This is a genomic window from Nocardia sp. NPDC060259 (assembly GCF_042728775.1).
GTDB lineage: Bacteria > Actinomycetota > Actinomycetes > Mycobacteriales > Mycobacteriaceae > Nocardia.
On sequence record NZ_JBHXAY010000026.1, the window covers coordinates 37,150 to 56,617 of the forward strand.

Genomic DNA, 19,468 nt, shown 5'->3' on the forward strand with positions numbered 1-19,468 from the left:
GATAGGTCACATCCGCGCCGGCGATTTCTCTTCATCCTCGGCCTTCCAGATGTTCGTCGAGCACGCGCGCGATGTACGGCAGCACGTGTGGCGCGGTCAGTTCGTAGTGGGTGCCCTCGATGTCGTGGTTGATGATTTCGCCGGTCACATACGGCCGCCAGCCGTCCGGGCCGAAGATGTCGGAGGTGTCGGAGATCGCACGGAAATACACGATGTCGCCATCGAACACCGGGCGCCGGTATCCGGTTCTGGTTCGCGCCGATGCGTTGTGCGACTCGGCAATCCGTTCGATGGCGTCCGCGTCGATCAGCGATACGCCGCCGAGCCGCTCACGGATCAGGTCGGCGGCCTCGTGCGCGGTCGCGTCGGCGGGCACATCCTGGATGCCGACGACCGGGCCGAACGTGTTGACGAAGGCGCCCGCGGTGAGCCGCTCGATGCTGTCACCGTCGATGTCGGCGGTATCGGCGTCCAGGAGCGCGACGATACCCACCGCCGCGCCTGCCTTCTGCAACTTGGTCGCGATGGCGTGCGCGATGAGCCCGCCGAATGACCAGCCGAGCAGGTGGTACGGCCCCTCCGGCTGGATGGCGCGGATCTCGCGAATGTATCGGTCGGCGAACTCCTCGACCGAGCGCACGGGTGGTTCGTTGCCGCCCAGATCCGGAGCCTGCAGGCCGTAGATCGGTCGGCCCGGCCGCAATGCCGCCGCGAATCCGAGGTAGGTCCAGGATATTCCGGACGCCGGATGGATGCAGAACAACGCGGGCTCGGTGCCGCCGACCCGGATCGGCAGCAGCACATCGAGACCAAGGCCGCCCGGGATGGGTGCGGTCACCGCCGCCGCGTGTGCCGCGGCTTCCTCGGCAGCGGCCGTCTGCGCCGCGGGAGTCTCGGCGAAATGCGCGGCCGCGCCGAGCGCGTCCATCCACAGGTCGGCCAGCTCGGCCACCGTGTCCGTGTCGAGCAGCGTTGCGGGGAACCCGAAGCTCGCCTGTAGCACGTCGCCGATGACCACAACGTTCACATCGAGAGCGGATTGCAGTGGCACGTCCGGGTGTTCGGCGACGTGCAGGTCGCCGAGTTCCTCGGTCGGCAGCCAGCCGAGGCGTTCCAGCCCGGCGGGGACGTCGCCCGTCGAGTAGCGGCCCAGGTAGTTGAAGCTGATCCGGCCGGGCAGACGTGCCGGAAGGCGTTCCGCCGTCGCGGGATTCAGGTAGCGCAGCAGGCCGAACCCGATGCCGTTGTCCGGCACCGCGGACAGCTGATCGCGCATTGCGCGGATCGCCGCGCCCATGGCAGGGCCGCCGGTCAGCGCGTCGTCGACATCGATGCCGGTGAGGTCGAGCCGCACCGGGTAGATGCTGGTGAACCACCCGATCGTGCGGGACAAATCGGCGCCGGGGACGACCTGCTCCTGTCTGCCGTGGCCTTCGAGCCGCACCAGCACGGTGTCGTCGGCACCGCCACGCCAGCGCACCAGAGCCAGCGCCAGGGTGGCGAGCAGGGCGTCGTTGGCGCCGCAGTGGAAGAGGGCGGGCAGCGTGGTGAGCAGCGCGCTGGTGACTTCGGCGGCTGACGCGCGTTCGACCATGCGCAGAGTGTGCGTCCGATCGACGGCGGCGTCGAGCTCGCGGGAACCGATCAGCGGGTCAGGGCCGCCCTCGATGACGCGCTGCCAGTAGCCGAGCTCGGAAACTCTCCTGTCCGAGTGTGATTCGTCGGCCAGTGCGTGCGACCAGCGCCGCATCGAGGTGCCGGTCTCGGCCAGAACCGGGGTGTCGCCGACCGACACCTGCGCCCACGCGGCGACCAGATCCGGGATCAGAATGCGCCAGGAGACGCTGTCGATGACGAGGTGATGCGCCACCACGACGAGCCGACCCGCCCTGGTCCGTGCGCCCGCGCCGCCCACCGGGTCGAGCCAGACGAACTGCAGCACAATACCGTGTGCCGGATCGAGCCGGTTCATCGCGGAATCGAGCTCGGTCACCGTGTCTTCGCGTAGCCGGCCGGAATCGGCGGCGTCGATCTCGACGCGATGGACGAGTGCGCCCACATCGATCGAGCCGGGTTCGCCCACCAACAATCGCGGCGCGCCGTCCTCGGCTGCGCTCAACCGTGCGCGGAGCATGTCGTGCCGGTCGACGGCGGCTGTGACAGTCGCGACGATCTGGGCGCGTTCGATGCCGACCGGCAGCTCCAGTACCGCGGACTGCGCGAAGCGGTTGTAGTTACCGCCGCGCTCGAGCATGTAGTGCACGATCGGCGGAATGGGCATATCGCCGACACCTCCGCCGGGCAGCTCGTCGAGCGTCACCACCGCACCCGCGACATCGGCGGCGGTGGCGAGCGCGGCCACCGTTGGGTGCTCGAAGACCTGTAGCGGCGTGCAATTGATGCCCTGTTGCCTGGCCAGCGACACCAGCTGGATGGCGAGGATGCTGTCGCCGCCCAGCGCGAAGAACGAGTCGTCGGCGCCCACCTCGTCGAGACCGAGCAACGCGCCGAAAATCCCGGCGACGGCCTTTTCGGTGGGTGTCGACGGTGCGCGGTATTCGGTACGGTCGGCTGTGAATTCCGGTGCGGGCAGCGCCTTCCGGTCGAGTTTGCCGACGACATTGAGCGGGATCCTGTCCAGCACGGCGAAGGCGGACGGCACCATATACGCGGGCAAGGTGTTCGCCGCGGCGGCGCGCACCCTCGCGACGTCGAGCTCGACCCCCGGCGTTGGCACCAGGTAGGCCGCCAGCGCCGTCGCGCCGGTGGGACCTGGGACACCGAGCGTCATCGCGAAGTCGACGCCCGCGGTGCGCCCGAGGACGGCATCGATCTCGCCGAGCTCGATGCGCTGACCGCGCACCTTTACCTGGAAGTCGGTACGGCCGATGTACTCCAGGTCGACATGCGACGCGGAGCGCGTCCACCGCACCAGATCACCGGTGCGGTACATCCGCGACCCCGCCGCACCGAAGGGATCGGCCATGAAGCGAGCGGCGGTCAGGCTGGGCCTGGCGTGATATCCGCGGGCCAGACCAGGTCCCGCGAGGTACAGCTCGCCCGGGACGCCGACCGGAACCGGGCGCAGCCGATCGTCGAGAACCAGGGCGGCTGCGCCTCGGACCGGCGTACCGATGGAGACCGGCTCGCCGGCGACGAGAGGGCCGGAAGCCGTTGCCAGGATGGTGGTTTCGGTCAGGCCGTACAGATCGACCATCGTGCGGCCCGCCGCCCAGCGTTCGACGAGTTCGGCGCCGACGGCCTCACCGGCTACCGCGAGTACCCGCACGCTGGGCACCTCGGCGGGATCGATGGTGGCCAGTGCCGACGGCGTGATCACCATGTGGGTCACCCGTTCGGCCTCGATCAGCTCGCTGAGCGCGCTGCCGCCGAACACCTCCGGCGGCGCCACCACCGAGGCGCCGCCGGCGCCGAACGCCATGATGGCCTCGAACACCGACGCGTCGAAACTCGGCGAGGCCACCTGCAGGACTCGGGAGTGCTCGTCCAAGCCCAGCAGATCACGCTGCGCCGCGACCATATCGGCGAGCCCTCGATGGGATACCGAGACGCCCTTGGGTGTTCCGGTCGAGCCCGAGGTGTAGATCAGCCACGCCGGGTTGTCCGGCCGGATCGGGGTGGGCAGCTCGCTCTCGCGGACAGCGGTGCCGCGTGCACGGAACCAGCGTTCGACGAACTCGGGGTCGTCGAGCACGAGCCAGTTCGTGTCGTTCGGCAGCATCGACCGGTAGGCGGCGACGGTGAGACCGACCCGGGTGCCGGAATCGGCCAGCATGTGCTTGATCCGCTCCCCCGGGTGCTTCGGGTCGATCGGCAAGAACGCCGCCCCGATCTTCGCGGCCGCCCACAAGCCGGTGAGCAGTTCGGCGGAACGGGGCAGGCCCAGCGCCACCACGGTTTCCGGCCCGGCCCCTGCTTCCAGCAACAGCCTCGCCAGCCGGTCGGCGTGCGCGTCGATCTCCCGATAGGTCGTTGTGTGTCCGGCGACGGCCAGGGCGGCGCGCTCCGGGTAGTGCGCTACGGAGGCCGCCAGCAGCTGAGAAAGCGTTGTCGTCCTATCACTTTCGGGGCCCCGCACCGGCACCAGGGCGCTGCGCTCCGCGTCGTCCAGGATGTCGATATCGGCGAGACGCACCTCGGGCTGGGTGAGGACGGTGGTGAGCACACGCTGCCACCGGGTGGCCAGCGAGACGACCGTCGCCTCGTCGAAGAGGTCGGTCGCGTAGGTCAGCACGCCATCCAGGCCGGCCAGTTCCGTCCCGGCGAAGCGCTCGCGCAGGTCGAGTATCAGGTCGAACTGCGAGGAACGCCGGTCGAAATCCTCCGCTTCGAACCGCAGGCCGGGCAGTTCGAGGACCGGCTCGACGAAGTTCTGCAGGGTCAGCAACACCTGGAACAACGGGTGGTGCGCGGTCGACCGGCTCGGGTTCAGCACCTGGACCAGCTGCTCGAACGGCACATCGGCGTTGCCGAACGCGTCCAGATCGGCCGACCGGACCTTGGTGAGGAACTCGGCGAATCCCGCGCTCTGGTCGACGCGGGAACGCAGCGCCAGCGTGTTGACGAACATGCCGACGAGCTCGTCCAGCGCCTGCTCGCTGCGACCGGCGATCGGGGTGCCGATCACCACGTCATCGGTGGCGCCGAGCCGGGCCATCAGGACCGCCAGCGTGGCGTGCACGACCATGAACGGGCTGACGTTGTGCGCGGTCGCGAATCGCACCAGGGCACAGTGCAGTTCGAGGTCCAGGGTGAATGTGTAGTCGGCGCTGCGCATCGAGTTCACCGCGTGGCGCGGGCGGTCGGTGGGAAGCTCGAGCAGCTCCGGCACGCCGGCGAGCGTGCGGGTCCAGTATCGAATCTGCTCGGCGGCAGTCGATTCCGGATCGGACTCGCTACCGAGCAGCTCGCGATGCCAGAGTGCGAAGTCGGCGTACTGCACGGCAAGCGGTGCCCGAGCGGTGTCGGCCCCGGCCGACCGCGCCGAGTAGGCGGCGACCAGATCGGTGGCGAGGGGCGCCATCGACGCGCCGTCAGCGCTGATGTGATGCACCACCAGGACGACCACGTGGACCGGTGCTGTGTCCGGCGGGTGAGCCGTAGGTGAGGTGACGCGGAAGACACCCACGCGCAGCGGTGGTTCCTCGGCGACATCGAATCCGGTGCCTGCCACTGTGTTGATCCGATCGCGCAGCGGTGCGCCGTCTTCGGTGTCGAGCAGGGTGATGGCCGGTGCGGCCACCTCGGCATCGATGACTACCTGCCGCGGTCCCGCCTCGTCGGCGGGGTAGATGGTGCGCAGACTCTCGTGCCTTCCGACGACATCGGCGAGCGCTTGCCGCATGGCATCGACATCCAGTTCGCCGGTGACCCGGAGCGCGACCGCGATGTTGTAGGCGGGCGAGGTCGGATCCATGCGGTTGAGCACCCACATGCGCTGTTGCGCCGGAGACAGCGGGATCCGGTCCGGCCGGATCTGCGGGGCGAGGGCGCAGCGGCCGGGCTTGCCGTCGGTGGCGGGGACGACCCGCGCCGACAGCTGGCTGACGGTGGGCGCGTCGAACAGATCACGCAGCGTGATGGTCGACCCGAGCGCCGAATTCACCCGGGCGACCACCTTGATCGCACTCAGCGAGTTGCCCCCGGATTCGAAGAACGTCTGGTCGACGCTCACCCGGTCGGCGCCGAGCACCTCGGCGAATACTCCGGCGACGGCTTCTTCCACCGGGGTGCGCGGCGCCAGATACGGGCGGTGGGTACCCGAGAAGTCGGGCACCGGAAGGGCTGCGCGGTCCAGCTTGCCGACCGGGGTGAGCGGAATCGAATCCAGCACGACGACGTATCCGGGCACCATGTACCAGGGCAGTTCCGCGGCCAGCCGCACCCGCAGCCGCTCGGTATCCAACTCCGCCCCCTCGGCGGGCAGCACATAGGACACCAGTGCGGTCTCCCCCGCCGGGTCCGTGCGCCCGATCGTCACCGCGTACCCGACCTGCTCGTCGCGGGACAACGCCGCGTCGATCTCGCCCAGTTCGATCCGCAGGCCGCGGATCTTGACCTGGAAGTCGCTGCGGCCCAGATATTCCAGTTCGAGGGCGCCGTTGTCCCCGGTGCTCCAGCGCACGATGTCGCCGGTCCGATACATCCGCTCGCCCGGCGCACCGCACGGGTCGGCGACGAAGCGCCCCGCCGTCATCGCGAACCGGTTGAAGTACCCGCGGGCGAGTGCCGGACCGGCCAGGTACAGCTCCCCCGCGACGCCCATCGGGACCGGGCGCAGCCAGGTGTCGAGCACCATCGTGGCCGCACCCAGGATCGGCCCGCCGATCGTGATCGGCTCGCCCGCGACGAGTTCCGCCGACCCGGTCGCCGTGATGCTGAATTCGCTGGGGCCGTACAGGTTCACCATTCGCCGGCCCACCGACCACCGCTCGATCAGCTCCGGTGTCACGGCCTCACCGGCGACCGCCAGCCCGCGCAGGTGGTCCAAATCGCTGGGGTCCATCGTGGCCAGCACCGACGGCGTGACGACCGCATGGGTCACCCGCTCGGTGCGCAGCAGTCGTTCGAGCTCGGCGCCGCCGTAGACATCCGGCGGCGACACCACGAGCCGCCCGCCCGCGCCGTGCGTCGTCACCAGCTCGGCCACCGCGGCGTCGAAGCTGGGCGAGGCCACATGCAGTGCGCTCGCGGTCGCGTCCAGTTCGAGCGACGTCTGGTAGGCGGTCACGAAATTCGCGATTCCGCGGTGGCTGAGTAGCACAGCCTTCGGCGTGCCGGTGGAGCCCGAGGTGTAGATCAGGTAGGCCGACTGATCGATCTCGATGGAGCCGCCGCGTTCCTCGTCGGTGACCGCAGCGTCGGAGACCGTCATCGCTGTCCGGATCGTGCCGGGGTCGTCGAGGAGGACCCAGTCGACGGTGCCCGGCAGCCTCTCGCGGATCGCGGTCACCGTCACACCGATCGGGGCCTTCGAGTCGGTGAGCATCTGCTCGATCCGTTCCACCGGATAGTGCGGATCCAGTGGAACGAAGGCCGCGCCCGTCTTGGCCAGCGCCCACACCGCGACCACCGATTCCAGCGATCGAGTGAGGGCGAGCGCGACGAACACCTCTCGGCCGGCACCCCTGCGCAGCAGCACCCGGGCGAGGCGGTTGGATTGGGCGTCGAGTTCACCGTAGGACATGGTGAGCTTGTCCACGCTGACCGCGATGGCTCCGCTGTCGATGCGCGCGCCGTCGGCGAGGATCTCGGGCAGGGTCCGCAACGGTACCGACTCCGGACCGCGGACCGGCAGCAGTGCGGCGCGTTCCGCGTCGTCACAGTGCTGCAGCTGCGAGACCAGGGCGCGTGGGTGCTCGGCGAGCTGGGTCAGCAGCCGGACGAAACGATCCAGCAGTGTCCGCGCCGCCGGGTGATCGAGCTTGTCGGCCATGAACTTCAGGGTGATGTGCAGCGTGTCGGGCCCCTCGGCGCCGCGTAGCGGAGTGACCAGGAGGTTCAACGGGTACGCCGCCGCGTCGGTGACTTCGACATCGAGCACCTGTATCCCCGCGCCGCCGAGCATCTGCGAGAGCATGTCCCGGTCGATCGGATAGGACTCGAAAACGACCATCGTGTCGAACAGTTCGGCAAGACCGACCGCCTGGTGGATGGCCACGAGCCCGACCTGCTGGTAGTCCATCAACCGGGCCTGCTCGGCCTGCAGCCGGGCCAGCAGCTCGACCACCCGTTCCGCGGGGTCGAGTCGCACGCGCACCGGCAGCGTGTTGATGAACAGGCCGACCATCTCTTCGACGCCCGCCAGTTCCGGTGGCCTGCCGGAGACCGTCCCGCCGAACACGACGTCGGTCCGGCCGGTCAGCATGGCCAGCACCATCGCCCAGCCGGCCTGCACCAGGGTGTTCACCGTGGCGCCGGATTCGCGGGCGACCGTCTCCAACCGGGCGACCGTGCCGTGGGGCAGGTCGGTGGAGATCGTCCCGGTCTCGGTGGACTCGATGCCGGCCACGGTCGGGACCGCGCGGGTCGGGGTATCCACGCCTGCCAGCGATCGCGCCCAGGCGGCGACGGAGGCCGCGTCGTCCTGGGTGCGCAGCCAGGTCAGGAATGTGCGGTAGGGGTGGGCGGGCGGCAGCGCGGAGGCATCACCCGAGGTGACATACAGCGTCAGCAACTCGCGCACCACCAGTGGCCCCGACCAACCGTCCAGCACGAGGTGATGGTTGGTCAGCACGAAAAGGTATCTGTCGGCGGCGGTCCGGATGAGTATGAAGCGCAACGGTGGTGGTCGGGTGAGATCGAATCGGGCACGCGCGTCCATCGCGATCACCCGATCCAGTTCCCGTTGCCGCAGGTCGGCGTCCGGAATGCTGGTGAGATCCACCTCCTGCCAGTGGACTTCCGCATCACCGAGAACGAGCTGGCGTGGTCCGTCGTCGGTTTCCACGAAGGCGACCCGCAGGTTGTCGTGCCGCGCCACCAATGCCTGCGCGGCGGCGCGCAAGCGGGGCGCGTCCACCGTGCCCGCCAGGGTGAGAATCGACTGCACCGTGTAGCTGTCGGCGGTGTCGGAATCGTAGAGAGCATGGAACAGCAGACCGAACTGCAGCGGCGAGAGCGGCCACACGTCCGCGACATTCGGATAGGTGTGGTCCCACCTGTCGACCTGCGGCTGAGTCACCGAGACGAGGTCGAAGTCGGACGGCGTGTGACCACCCGCATCCGCGGTCTCGGCGTGGTCGGCGAGCGCCCGCAAGGCATCGGTCCAGAGTTCGGCGAGTTCGTCGACGGCGGCGGCGTCGAGCAACCGAGAGGCGTAGGACCAGGTCACGTCCAGACCGCTGTCGGTCCGGACGGCGCTGATGTCGACAACAGCGGCCAACGGCGCCCGGTCGTCCTGCGTGGCCACGAAGCGTTGCGGGAGAAAGGCTTCGGGTGTGCCGTCGATCGTTGTCCGGTCGAGGTAGTCGAAGCGGATCTGCGGAGTGGGTGCGCCCGCGAGCGCGTCGGCGGTGTCGGTGTTCAGGTAGCGCAGGACGCCGAAGCCGATGCCGTGGTCGGGCAGGGCTCGCAACTGCTCCTTGACGGCCTTGATCGCGGCGCCTGCCGCCGCGCCGCCCGCGAACGCGTCGGCCAGGTCGATACCGGTCAAGTCGAGGGCCACCGGGTACATGCTGGTGAAACAGCCCACTGTGCGCGCGAGATCCGCGCCGGGCAGGATGGCCGCCACGCGGTCGTGGCCCACCAGCGTGCACAGCGCGGCGGCCCGGTCGCGCCGGCGACCCAGTGCCATCGTGAGTGCGGTGAGCAGTACATCGTCCGGGCCGCAATGGAATCGGTCGGGCGCGTCGGTGAGCACGATGTTCGCGACATCCGGTGCGATGGTCGTGTGCCGATGCGCGATCGTGGCGACCAGATCGACAGTGGGATCGAGGGTGTCGGAGCCGAGCGCCGGATCGGGTGTCGCCAGAACGCGCTGCCAGATCGCAAGTTCGCCGACGCGCTCGCCCGCGTGCGCGAGCTGACCGTGCGCCCAGCGCCGGAATGAGGTGCCGACCGGGGCCAGGACGCCGCCCCGGGCCGCTGTGGCCAGATCCGCCGCCAGGATTCGCCAGGAGAGCTCGTCGGTGACGAGCTGGTGCATGACCAGCCAGCACAGGGGTTCGGCGTCGGCCCGCTCGGCCAGGACAAACCGCGCGACGACACCGGACTCGGGGTCGAGCAGGTCGGCAGCGCGCTGCACTGCGCGTTCGCAGGTCTGCTCGAGGTCCGGACCCGCCGCAACGACCTCCATCAGCGTCTCGGCATCGACCGAACCGCGGTCGGCGACAACCCATTGCCAGCCTTCGTCGCCGTGCCGCAACGAGGAACGCAGCAGGTCGTGGTGGTCGACCAGTGCCTGCGCGGCCGCGCCGAGTCGCGCTCGCTCGATACCCGCGGGCAAGCCGATCACTACCGCCTGGCTGAACCGGCGCCACGTATCCCGCTGGTCGTCGAGCATCGCGTGCACGATCGGTGTGAGCTCGACAGTGCCGACGCCGCCACCGGGCAATTCGTGCACCACCTGTGCCGGTACCTCGGTGGCCACAACAGCCAGCGCGGCGACAGTCTTGCGCTCGAAGACATCCCGGGCACTGAACGCGAGCCCGGCTGCCTTCGCCCGGGACACCAGCTGGATCGAGACAATGCTGTCCCCGCCGAGCGCGAAGAAGCTCTCGTCGACACCCACCGCCTCCCGCCCCAGCACCTCGGCGAACAGCGCGGCCAGTGTTTGCTCGCGCGGAGTCGACGGCGCGCGGCTGACCGTCGCGCGGCGGCCTGTATCGGGTGCGGGCAATGCGGTGCGGTCTACCGTGCCGAGCGGAGTGAGCGGAATGCGGTCGAGCACCACGACGACCGCGGGCACCATGTAGGCCGGAAGCGATTCACCGGCAGCCGCTTTCAGTGCCTCCGGATGTATCTCGGCTCCCGGCCTCGGTAGCACGTAAGACACCAGCTCAGTGGCGCCGGAATCGGCCTGGACGCCGAGGGTGATCGCGAAATCCAGGTCCGGGTCCCGGCGTAGTGCCGCGTCGATTTCGCCCAGTTCGATGCGGAACCCACGCACCTTCACCTGGAAGTCGCTGCGGCCCTGGTATTCCAGTTCCAGCCTGCCCTCCCGGGTGCTCCAGCGCACCAGGTCGCCGGTCCGGTACATCCGCGTGCCGGGCTCGTACGGGTTGGCGACGAATCGTCCAGCCGTGAGTCCGCTGCGCTCGTGGTAGCCGCGCGCCACTCCGGGGCCTGCGAGGTACAGCTCACCCGTCGTATTCGGGGGAACAGGCCGCAGCCATGGGTCGAGCACAACGCCGGAGACCCCGCGCACGAGGCTGCCGATGGTGATCGGCGTGGCGGGTGTGAGGGCTTCGCTCACGGTCACCGTCACGGTGGTTTCTGTCGGACCGTACGCGTTCAGCAGGGACCGCCCGGACCACTTCGCCACCAACTCGGGCGGGCAGGCCTCACCACCGACAACCACCGTGCACAGTTCGGGCAGCGTCATCGGATCCAGCGACCCCACCACCGCGGGCGTGACATCGAGATGGGTGACATGGTGCGCGCGCAGCACCTCCGCGAGCTCCTCGCCCGCCGCGGCCGACGGGGGCACGACGACCAGCGTGGCGCCCGCGGCAAGGGTCACCAGGATCTCCTCGATCGAGATATCGAAACTAGGCGAGACAGCGTGCGCCACAACGGAATCGGCATCCACACTGAACTCCGTGCCGGAGCTCGCGACCAGATCGGCCAAGCCGCGGTGCGCGACCGTCACCCCCTTGGGCAATCCGGTCGATCCGGAGGTGTAGATGATGTACGCGGCCTGGTCCAGGTGCACGGGGGCGTGGCGCTCGCCGTCGGTGATCGCCGCCGCGTCCTGCTCGGCCACGTCGAGCTGGGTTGCCTCGTCGTCGAGGACCAGCCAGTCGACCCGGTCCGGCAGCGACGGTCGGACGGCCGCGACGGTCACGCCCGCCATGACACCACTGTCGGCGACCATGTATTCGATCCGGTCGGTGGGATAGGTCGGATCGATCGGCACGAACGCCGCGCCCGTCTTCGCCACCGCGATCATCGCCGACACCGACTCCGCCGAACGCGGAATCGAGATCGCCACGGTGTGTTCCGGTCCCGCACCGGCCACGATCAGCAGCCGGGCCAGCCGATTCGTGTACTCGTCGACCCGGCGGTAGGACAGCGTGGTCTCGCCGCTGCGGATCGCCACCGCGTCAGGATCGAGCGCCGCGCCGGCGGCGAGGATGTCGGGCAGTGAACGGGGTGCGACACCTTCGGGCCCGCGTACGGGGGCAAGCTCGGTCCGTTCGTCGTCGGACACGACCGGCACGGTCCAGAGCGCCGCGTCCGGCCCCGCGGCGAGGAACCGGTGCAGGAACAGCAGGAACCTGCGGTGGTGCGCCGCCAATTCGACCTCGGTGTACAGGTTTCTGTTGCCCTGGAAGTCGATGTGGGTGCTCTCACCACCCACTCCGGGATACAGGTTGACGAAGAGATCTTCGATCAGCCCGGAGGTCAGCACATGCACCCGTCCGGTGACCGCGCCGAGCTGAATCCGGGTGTCCACCATCATCAGGTTCACCGACGGCCCGAACGATGCGGGTTCGTCCATCGGCCAGCCGAGATCACGAAAGATGTCCTCCTGGCGGTAACGCTGTCGTCGTAACGCGCCGGTGAGCTCACCCTGCGCGGCGCGGATCACGTCGCCGACAGTGGTGGTCGGCGACAGCGTGAGCCGCAGCGGGACGACATTGGCGACCATGCCACCGGAACGTCGTAGGCTCGCCGTGGTGCGTGCCGAGACAGGAAGGCTCAGCACGACTTCTCCGGCTCCGGTCATGGCGGCGAGGTAGGCGCCGAACGCGGCGACGACGGTCGGCGCGACGCCCGCGGAGGCGGCCTTCGCGGCAGAGTCGAGCAGCGCGGCCATGTCGCTGGTCAGCGTGCCCGCGACGCGCCTCGGCTGCGCGTCGACATCGGCGATGCGCCCGGCGAGGCTCACCGGGTCGGCCATCTCGCTGAGGTGCTCGCGCCAATACTCCCGGTCGGCCGCGAACCGGTCCGAGCTGCGATAGGCCACATCGGCGTCGACGATCTTGCGGAGGTGTTCGGCCGTGGCCGCAGGTGGTTCCTTGCCCTCGATCGCCGCGTTGTAGAGCTCACTGGTGCGCTGCACCAGAGCCACCGCGCCCATACCGTCCAGCACGATGTGGTGGATCCGCGTGTAGCAGAACCAGCGGTTGTCGGCGACCCGCAGCATGGCGCCACAGACCAGACGATCGACGGTCAGGTTCAGCGGTGCCGCGTACTCCGCGCACATCCACGTGTGCGCAGCCGCCACCGGATCGGGTTCGTCACGGAAATCCAGGACGACCGAGCTTTCGTCCAGCGTGGTGTCGACCAACTGGTAGGGGTACCCGCCGACCTCGATCAGCCGCAGATACCCGGTACCGAACTCGCGACCGGCCTGGCGCGCAGCCTGCGCCAGCACCTCGAGGTCGATCGACCCTTCCATGTCGATGTACTGCGCGATGGAGAAGGGCGTGTCGCCCGCAAGTTGCTGGGCGAACCAGATGCCGTGCTGAGCCGCCGACAGCTCGAATGCGCCCTCGGGTAAACCGGGGCCGGTCTCGATGGACGATAGGGAAGGCAGTTGCATGATGACGAGTCCTAGCGCCGCGTAGCAGGCGACAAGTCAATTCTGGACCTGTCCGGCGCATGCCGGAAGTGCCTTGCCGACGCTGCGCGAGATCGTCCAGTTGGCTCGCTCAGCCGGTCCGGGCCTGGTCAGGCGGCCTTGTGCTGCCGGACTGGCAATCGCCGGTCCGGCAGATGCACCGCGCGCAGCGGGGCGCGCTCTCGCCGACGTGCCGGCGAGGGTGCGGGCCGAAGACCCGGTGTGGTCGGGCGGACATCGATTCCATCGGCAGTCGACCGATCCAGGCATCGACACTGTCGACCTCCTCGACACTACGCTGCCTGTTTGCTGCGAGGTCAAGACCGCGCTCTGGGGTCGTCGATATCGAGCCTCCTCCCCCGGGTTTCTGTGGCCCGAGGGGGAGGCGAGCGGGTCAGGCGCCTACATAGTCGGCGAGGTGTTCGCCGGTGAGGGTGGAGCGGGCGGCGACGAGGTCGGCGGGGGTGCCTTCGAAGACGATCTGGCCGCCGTCGTGGCCTGCGCCGGGGCCGAGGTCGATGATCCAGTCGGCGTGGGCCATCACTGCCTGGTGGTGTTCGACGACGATGACCGACTTGCCCGCGTCGACGAGGCGGTCCAGCAGGCCGAGGAGCTGTTCGACGTCGGCCAGGTGCAGGCCGGTGGTGGGTTCGTCGAGAATGTAGACGCCGCCCTTGTCGGACATGTGGGTGGCCAGCTTCAGGCGCTGACGTTCACCGCCGGACAGGGTGGTCAGCGGCTGGCCGATGGTGAGGTAGCCGAGGCCGACCTCGGTGAGGTGGGTGAGGATCTTGTGGGCGGCGGGGGTGCGGGCCTCTCCTTCGCCGAAGAACTCGCGCGCCTCGTCGACGGGCATCGACAGCACTTCGTTGATGTTCTTGCCCGCGAAGGTGTATTCGAGCACCTCGGCCATGAAACGCTTGCCCTCGCACACCTCACACACGGTGGACACGCCCGCCATCATCGCCAGGTCGGTGTAGACGACACCGGCGCCGTTGCAGTTCGGGCACGCGCCTTCGGAATTGGCGCTGAACAGGGCCGGTTTCGCGCCGGTGGCCTTGGCGAAGGCCTTGCGGATGTGGTCGAGCAGACCGGTGTAGGTGGCGGGGTTGCTGCGGCGCGAGCCCTTGATGGGGGCCTGATCGATGGAGATGACACCCTCGTCGATCGGGATCGAGCCGTGTACGAGCGAGCTCTTGCCCGAACCCGCGACACCGGTGATCGCGACCAGCACACCGAGCGGGATGTCGACGTCGACATCGCGCAGGTTGTTGGCCTTGGCGCCGCGAATCTTCAAGGCGCTGCCGGACTTACGCACCGTGTCCTTGACGGCGGCGCGGTCGTCGAAGTGACGGCCGGTGACGGTGTCGCTGGCGCGCAGACCGTCGACGGAACCTTCGAAGCAGATGGTGCCGCCCTTGGAACCGGCGGCGGGGCCGAGGTCGACGATGTGGTCGGCGATCGTGATGGTCTCGGGCTTGTGCTCGACGACCAGGACCGTGTTGCCCTTGTCGCGCAGACGCAGCAGCAGGTCGTTCATGCGCTGGATGTCGTGCGGGTGCAGGCCCGCGGTGGGCTCGTCGAAGACGTAGGTGACGTCGGTGAGCGAGGAGCCGAGGTGGCGGATCATCTTGACGCGCTGGGCTTCACCGCCGGACAGGGTGCCCGATGGCCGCGACAGCGACAGATAGCCGAGGCCGATCTCGACGAACGAGTCCAGGGTCTGGCGCAGCGATTCCAGCAGCGGCGCGACCGAGGGGTCGTCGACGCCCTTGACCCATTCGGCGAGGTCGGTGATCTGCATGGCGCAGGCGTCGGCGATGCTGATGCCGTCGATCTTGGACGAGCGGGCTTCGGCGCTGAGCCGGGTGCCGTCGCAGTCGGGGCAGGTGCCGAAGGTGACGGCGCGTTCGACGAAGGCGCGCACGTGCGGCTGCAGCGCCTCGACGTCCTTGGACAGCATCGACTTGCGGATCTTGGGGATCAGGCCCTCGTAGGTGAGGTTGATGCCGTCGACCTTGATCTTGGTCGGCTCCTTGTAGAGCAGGTCGGCGAGCTGCTTCTTGGTGTACTTCTTGATCGGCTTGGCGGGGTCGAAGAAGCCGCTGCCCTTGTAGATGCGGCCCATCCAGCCGTCCATGCTGTAGCCGGGGATGGTGAACGGGCCCTCGTCGAGGGACTTGTTCTCGTCGTAGAGCTGGGTGAGGTCGATGTCGTTGATGTTGCCCTTGCCCTCGCAGGTGGGACACATGCCGCCGGTGATGGTGAAGCTGCGGCGTTCCTTGACGGTGACGCCGTGCTTCTCGACGGCGACCGCGCCGGAGCCGCTGATCGAGGCGACGTTGAAGGAGAAGGCCTGCGAGGAGCCGATGTGCGGGTCGCCGAGGCGGCTGAACAGGATCCGCAGCATCGCGTTGGCGTCGGTGACGGTGCCGACGGTGGAGCGAGGGTCGGCGCCGAGGCGGGACTGGTCGACCAGGATGGCGGTGGTGAGGCCTTCGAGGACGTCGACGTCGGGACGTGACTGGCTGGGCATGAAGCCCTGCACGAACGCGCTGTAGGTCTCGTTGATGAGGCGCTGAGATTCGGCGGCGATGGTGCCGAAGACCAGCGAGCTCTTGCCGGACCCGGAGACGCCGGTGAAGACGGTGAGCCTGCGCTTGGGGAGCTCGACGCTGACGTCGCGCAGGTTGTTGACGCGCGCGCCGTGCACGCGGATCAGGTCGTGGCTGTCGGCCGGCTCCACAGTCGCGGTGCCGGATTTCTTGGCCGTGCTCATGAGTCTCCCTCGGTCAGTCGGCGTCGCCGGATATCGAATCTACCGGCGGTCGGGCTTACTTGGCCTGCTGGATTCGGACCATGTTGCCCGCGGGGTCGCGGAAGGCGCAGTCACGGACGCCGTAGGGCTGATCGGTGGGTTCCTGGACCACCTCGATATCGCCTGCCTGGAGCTTCTCGAACAGGCCGTCGAGGTCGTCGGTGGCGAGGTTGATCCCGGCATAGGTGCCTTTGGCCATCATCTCCGTGATGACGCGGCGTTCCTCGTCGGTGATGCCGGGGTCGGCGGCGGGCGGGGTCAGCACGAGGGAGGTGTCGGGTTGGCCCGCGGGGCCGACGACGATCCAGCGCAGACCGCCGTAGCCGACGTCGCTGCGGACCTCGAAGCCGAGGGCGTCGCGGTAGAAGGCGAGCGCGGCGTCGGGGTCGTCCTGCGGGAGGTAGCTCTGGTGAATGGTGATGTTCATGGCGACCACGCTAATTACCTGCCGAAGCCGGCGCTTCTTGATTCCTGATCGGTCTGGTCACCTTCTTGACCACGCACGATGGCATGCCTTGGGTCGCTCCGGCCTGCTGCTGGCGGTAGACGCTTGGCGGTACGCCGACGAGTTCGGTGAAGCGGGTGCTGAAGGTGCCCAGCGAGGAGGAACCGACAGCGAAGCAGACTTCGGTGACACTCAGGTCGCCGCGCCGCAGCAGCGCCATCGCGCGTTCGATGCGGCGGGTCATCAGGTAGGAGTACGGCGATTCGCCGTAGGCGATGCGGAACTGGCGGCTGAGGTGCCCGGCGGACATGTGCACGCCACGCGCGAGCGCTTCGACGTCGAGCGGCTGGGCGTATTCGCGATCGATGCGGTCGCGGACGCGGCGCAGCAGTGCGAGATCCCTGAGATGCTGAGGCCGCTCCGGGGTGCTGGTCACATGCGCGATCGTCTCACGTCCGAGCGGGGTTTCCCAGCACCGCTGTGGCCGTCTGGCACAACGAGACCGAGTACGCCCGCCACCGCGGCCACGCCGATCTCATCCGGGAACGCATCGACGGAGACACGGGCGTCTGACCTCAGTGTCGTACGGCGGCGATCTGGTCGAGGAAGTGCGGGCAGGTGCGGAAGTCCTCGGCGTCGCAGTCGAGGACGTGGGTGACGGCGTCGAGGGCGGCTCTGGTGCGGGCGAGTTGGTCGGTCAGGCGGGTGCGGTGGGCTTGGAGGACCTGTTGGCGGGTGGCGCGGTCGGGTGCGCGGGTGAACAGGATGGCGAGGTCGTCGAGGGACAGGCCCGCCATCTTGCCGAGGACGATCATCGCGATGGTGTCCAGATCGGTGTCGCGGTAGCGGCGGCGGCCCGCGGAGTCGCGCTCGGGGGTGAGCAGTCCGCAGTCTTCCCAGTGCCGCAGGACGTGCGTGGGCAGGCCGAAGTGTGCCGCCGCCGCACCGACCGTGGAGTGTTCACCCGCCATCCGCCGACCCTATGCCGTGGCGCGGTAGCGGGTGATGACCGCGACGGGATGCCATGGGAGCCGGACGGTTTCGGTGTCGACCGTGCCGAACCGCGCTCGTAGCGCCTGCTGGATCGCTGTGGTGCGAGCGAACCGGAAGTCGTAGATCGCGAGGGTGCCGCCGGGTCGCAGGATCCGGTGCAGTTCGCGGGTGGCGGCGGCGAGGTCGGGCCATTCGTGCATGCTCAGGCTCGAGACGGCGAGGTCGATGCTCGCGTCGGGGTGTGGGAGGTCGCCGACGTCGGCGACGGTGAGTTCGGCGCGGTGGCCGTCGAGGTTGCGGTGAGCGATCTCGATCATGTGCGGGGACAGGTCGATGCCGTGCAGGCGGAGGTCGGGGCGTCGGGTTGCCAAGCAGGACAGGAGCTTTCCCGGTCCGGTGCCGATGTCGACGATGGTGGCGCCGTGGGTGGTCGCGGTGTCGATGTCGGCGGTGACGCGCCGGTACAGGCTGCCGAGCAGGCGGGTGGCGCGGCGGTCGTAGCCGGCGCTCTGGGCAGAGCCGAAGGTGGTCATGGGACCACCGTGCCTGTTCAGGTCGACATGAAGTCAAGCTCGGCGGTCGGGCGGACGGCGGCGGTGCGGCCCGGTGCCTGCTGGTACCGCCAGTAGAGGTTGGTGTGGGCGATGACGTCGTCAGGTTTCGGTGCGCCCCAGGGGGTTTTGTCGAAGGTGGTGTGGGCGTCGGCGACGAGGGTGACGTCGTAACCGCGGACGAAACCGCCGTGGAGGGTGGAGCGGATGCACGCGTCGGTTTCGGCGCCGGCGACGACGAGGTGGCCCGCGCCCGCCGCGGCCAGCAGTTCCTCGAGCGGTGTGTCTTCGAAGGAGTCGCCGTAGCGCTTGTGCACCAGGGGTTCGCCGTCGGTGCGGGTGAGTTCGGGCACGTACTGCCAGGCCTCGGTGCCGGTGACGAGGTCGTCGGCGGAGTGCTGGATCCAGATCACCGGTACGCGGGCGGCGCGGGCACGGTCGACGAGTGCGGCGATGTTGGCGACCACCTCGTCACGGTGGATCGCTTCGGCGACCACACCGTTCTGGACGTCGACGACGAGCAGCGCGGTATGGGGACGGTCGGGCAATGTGGTCACGGGCGAAACCTCACGGGATTCAGAGCGGACGGAGGACGACGATGCCGGGTGTGGTGCGGACGTAGTCGGCCAGTGGGGTATCGACGACCCGGTATTCGGCCAGCGAGGAGGCGTTGCGGAACACCGGGCCGGTGGGGGTCTGGACGACGATGCCGACGTGGGTGACGTCGAGGCCCGCTGCGGGGGTGTAGGCGCCGAGGAAGTCGCCGGTGCGCAGTCCTGCCACGACTCCCCCGTCGACCGCGGCCGCGGGGATGTGGGTGATCGCGCGGTCGACGACGGGCAGGCCGGGCAGGTAGTTGCCGCCGTCGGCTTTGGCGTTGAGGTGCTTGGTGGTGGTGACCGCGGCGGAGCTCAGGCTCGCGGTGATGTCGGTGGCGGCGATGCGGCCGGTGGCGGCCCAGTCGGTGAAGAAGTGCTTGCGCTGGGTGAATTCGACGCGGCTGTCGACATAGCGGGTGGCGATCAGGTTCGTGACGAACTGGTCGCGGTCGGTCGAGCGGGAGGCGGCGTCGAGGTAGTCGAGGAAGGTGAAGCAGTCGACGCGGCGCAGGTCGACGACGAGTTGTTCGGGCTCGGTGGCGGATCCGACGAGCATGTTCGCGCCGTAGGGAGTGCCGAGCAGGCGGGCGGAAAGCCGGGCCAGCAGTTCGCCACGCTCCACAGCTCCCGCTTCGGCGCGCACGGCGAGCAGTTCGTCGATCTTGCGGCCGGTGGCGTCGTCGACGGCCGGTGCGCCGAGGGCGGGTGCGGCGGCGCAGACGAGCGCGGCGAGCACGAGCAGGATCCGGACGATGATGCGCAAGACGCCTCCAGCAGGCAACGGTCGATCGGTGCGAGCGGTTCCACCGTAGC

Annotated in this window: 9 protein-coding genes; 1 reads left to right on the top strand and 8 read right to left on the bottom strand. The window is 68.9% G+C overall.

All coding sequences use genetic code 11. From position 1 onward, the window contains the following. Positions 1-31: 31 nt before the first annotated feature. The 4 genes from ACFWF2_RS13255 to ACFWF2_RS13270 all read right to left on the bottom strand — a co-directional run bounded on the left by ACFWF2_RS13255 (position 32) and on the right by ACFWF2_RS13270 (position 16,948). Complete coding sequence (locus ACFWF2_RS13255) at positions 32-13,231, bottom strand: amino acid adenylation domain-containing protein (RefSeq protein WP_379307692.1); 13,200 nt, start codon at positions 13,229-13,231, stop codon at positions 32-34. A gap of 412 nt (positions 13,232-13,643) precedes the next feature. Next, entirely contained in the window at positions 13,644-16,028 is a 2,385-nt protein-coding gene (locus tag ACFWF2_RS13260) for an ATP-binding cassette domain-containing protein (RefSeq protein WP_379307694.1), read from the bottom strand. 55 nt (positions 16,029-16,083) lie between these two features. Next, a complete protein-coding gene (locus ACFWF2_RS13265) occupies positions 16,084-16,494 on the bottom strand; it encodes a VOC family protein (RefSeq protein WP_189028802.1) in 411 nt (136 codons plus the stop codon). Between the two features lie 10 nt (positions 16,495-16,504). Further along, entirely contained in the window at positions 16,505-16,948 is a 444-nt protein-coding gene (locus ACFWF2_RS13270) for a helix-turn-helix transcriptional regulator (RefSeq protein ID WP_379307696.1), read from the bottom strand. Between the two features lie 44 nt (positions 16,949-16,992). Between ACFWF2_RS13270 and ACFWF2_RS13275 the strand changes: the two genes are divergently transcribed. Next, complete coding sequence (locus tag ACFWF2_RS13275) at positions 16,993-17,085, top strand: DUF664 domain-containing protein (RefSeq protein WP_379307698.1); 93 nt, start codon at positions 16,993-16,995, stop codon at positions 17,083-17,085. 2 nt (positions 17,086-17,087) lie between these two features. Here ACFWF2_RS13275 and ACFWF2_RS13280 read toward each other — a convergent pair whose 3' ends face one another. Genes ACFWF2_RS13280 through ACFWF2_RS13295 form a run of 4 tightly spaced genes read right to left on the bottom strand, consistent with a single transcriptional unit; the run spans position 17,088 to position 19,418 of the window. Beyond that, positions 17,088-17,483 (bottom strand): MerR family transcriptional regulator, encoded by a 396-nt coding sequence (locus ACFWF2_RS13280; RefSeq protein ID WP_379307700.1) that lies wholly within the window; start codon positions 17,481-17,483, stop codon positions 17,088-17,090. A 9-nt stretch (positions 17,484-17,492) separates the two neighbouring features. Continuing rightward, positions 17,493-18,038 (bottom strand): class I SAM-dependent methyltransferase, encoded by a 546-nt coding sequence (locus ACFWF2_RS13285; protein ID WP_379307702.1) that lies wholly within the window; start codon positions 18,036-18,038, stop codon positions 17,493-17,495. Between the two features lie 17 nt (positions 18,039-18,055). Next, positions 18,056-18,613 (bottom strand): isochorismatase family protein, encoded by a 558-nt coding sequence (locus ACFWF2_RS13290; RefSeq protein ID WP_379307704.1) that lies wholly within the window; start codon positions 18,611-18,613, stop codon positions 18,056-18,058. A 19-nt stretch (positions 18,614-18,632) separates the two neighbouring features. After that, complete coding sequence (locus ACFWF2_RS13295; RefSeq protein WP_379307706.1) at positions 18,633-19,418, bottom strand: N-acetylmuramoyl-L-alanine amidase-like domain-containing protein; 786 nt, start codon at positions 19,416-19,418, stop codon at positions 18,633-18,635. Between the last annotated feature and the right edge of the window lie 50 nt (positions 19,419-19,468).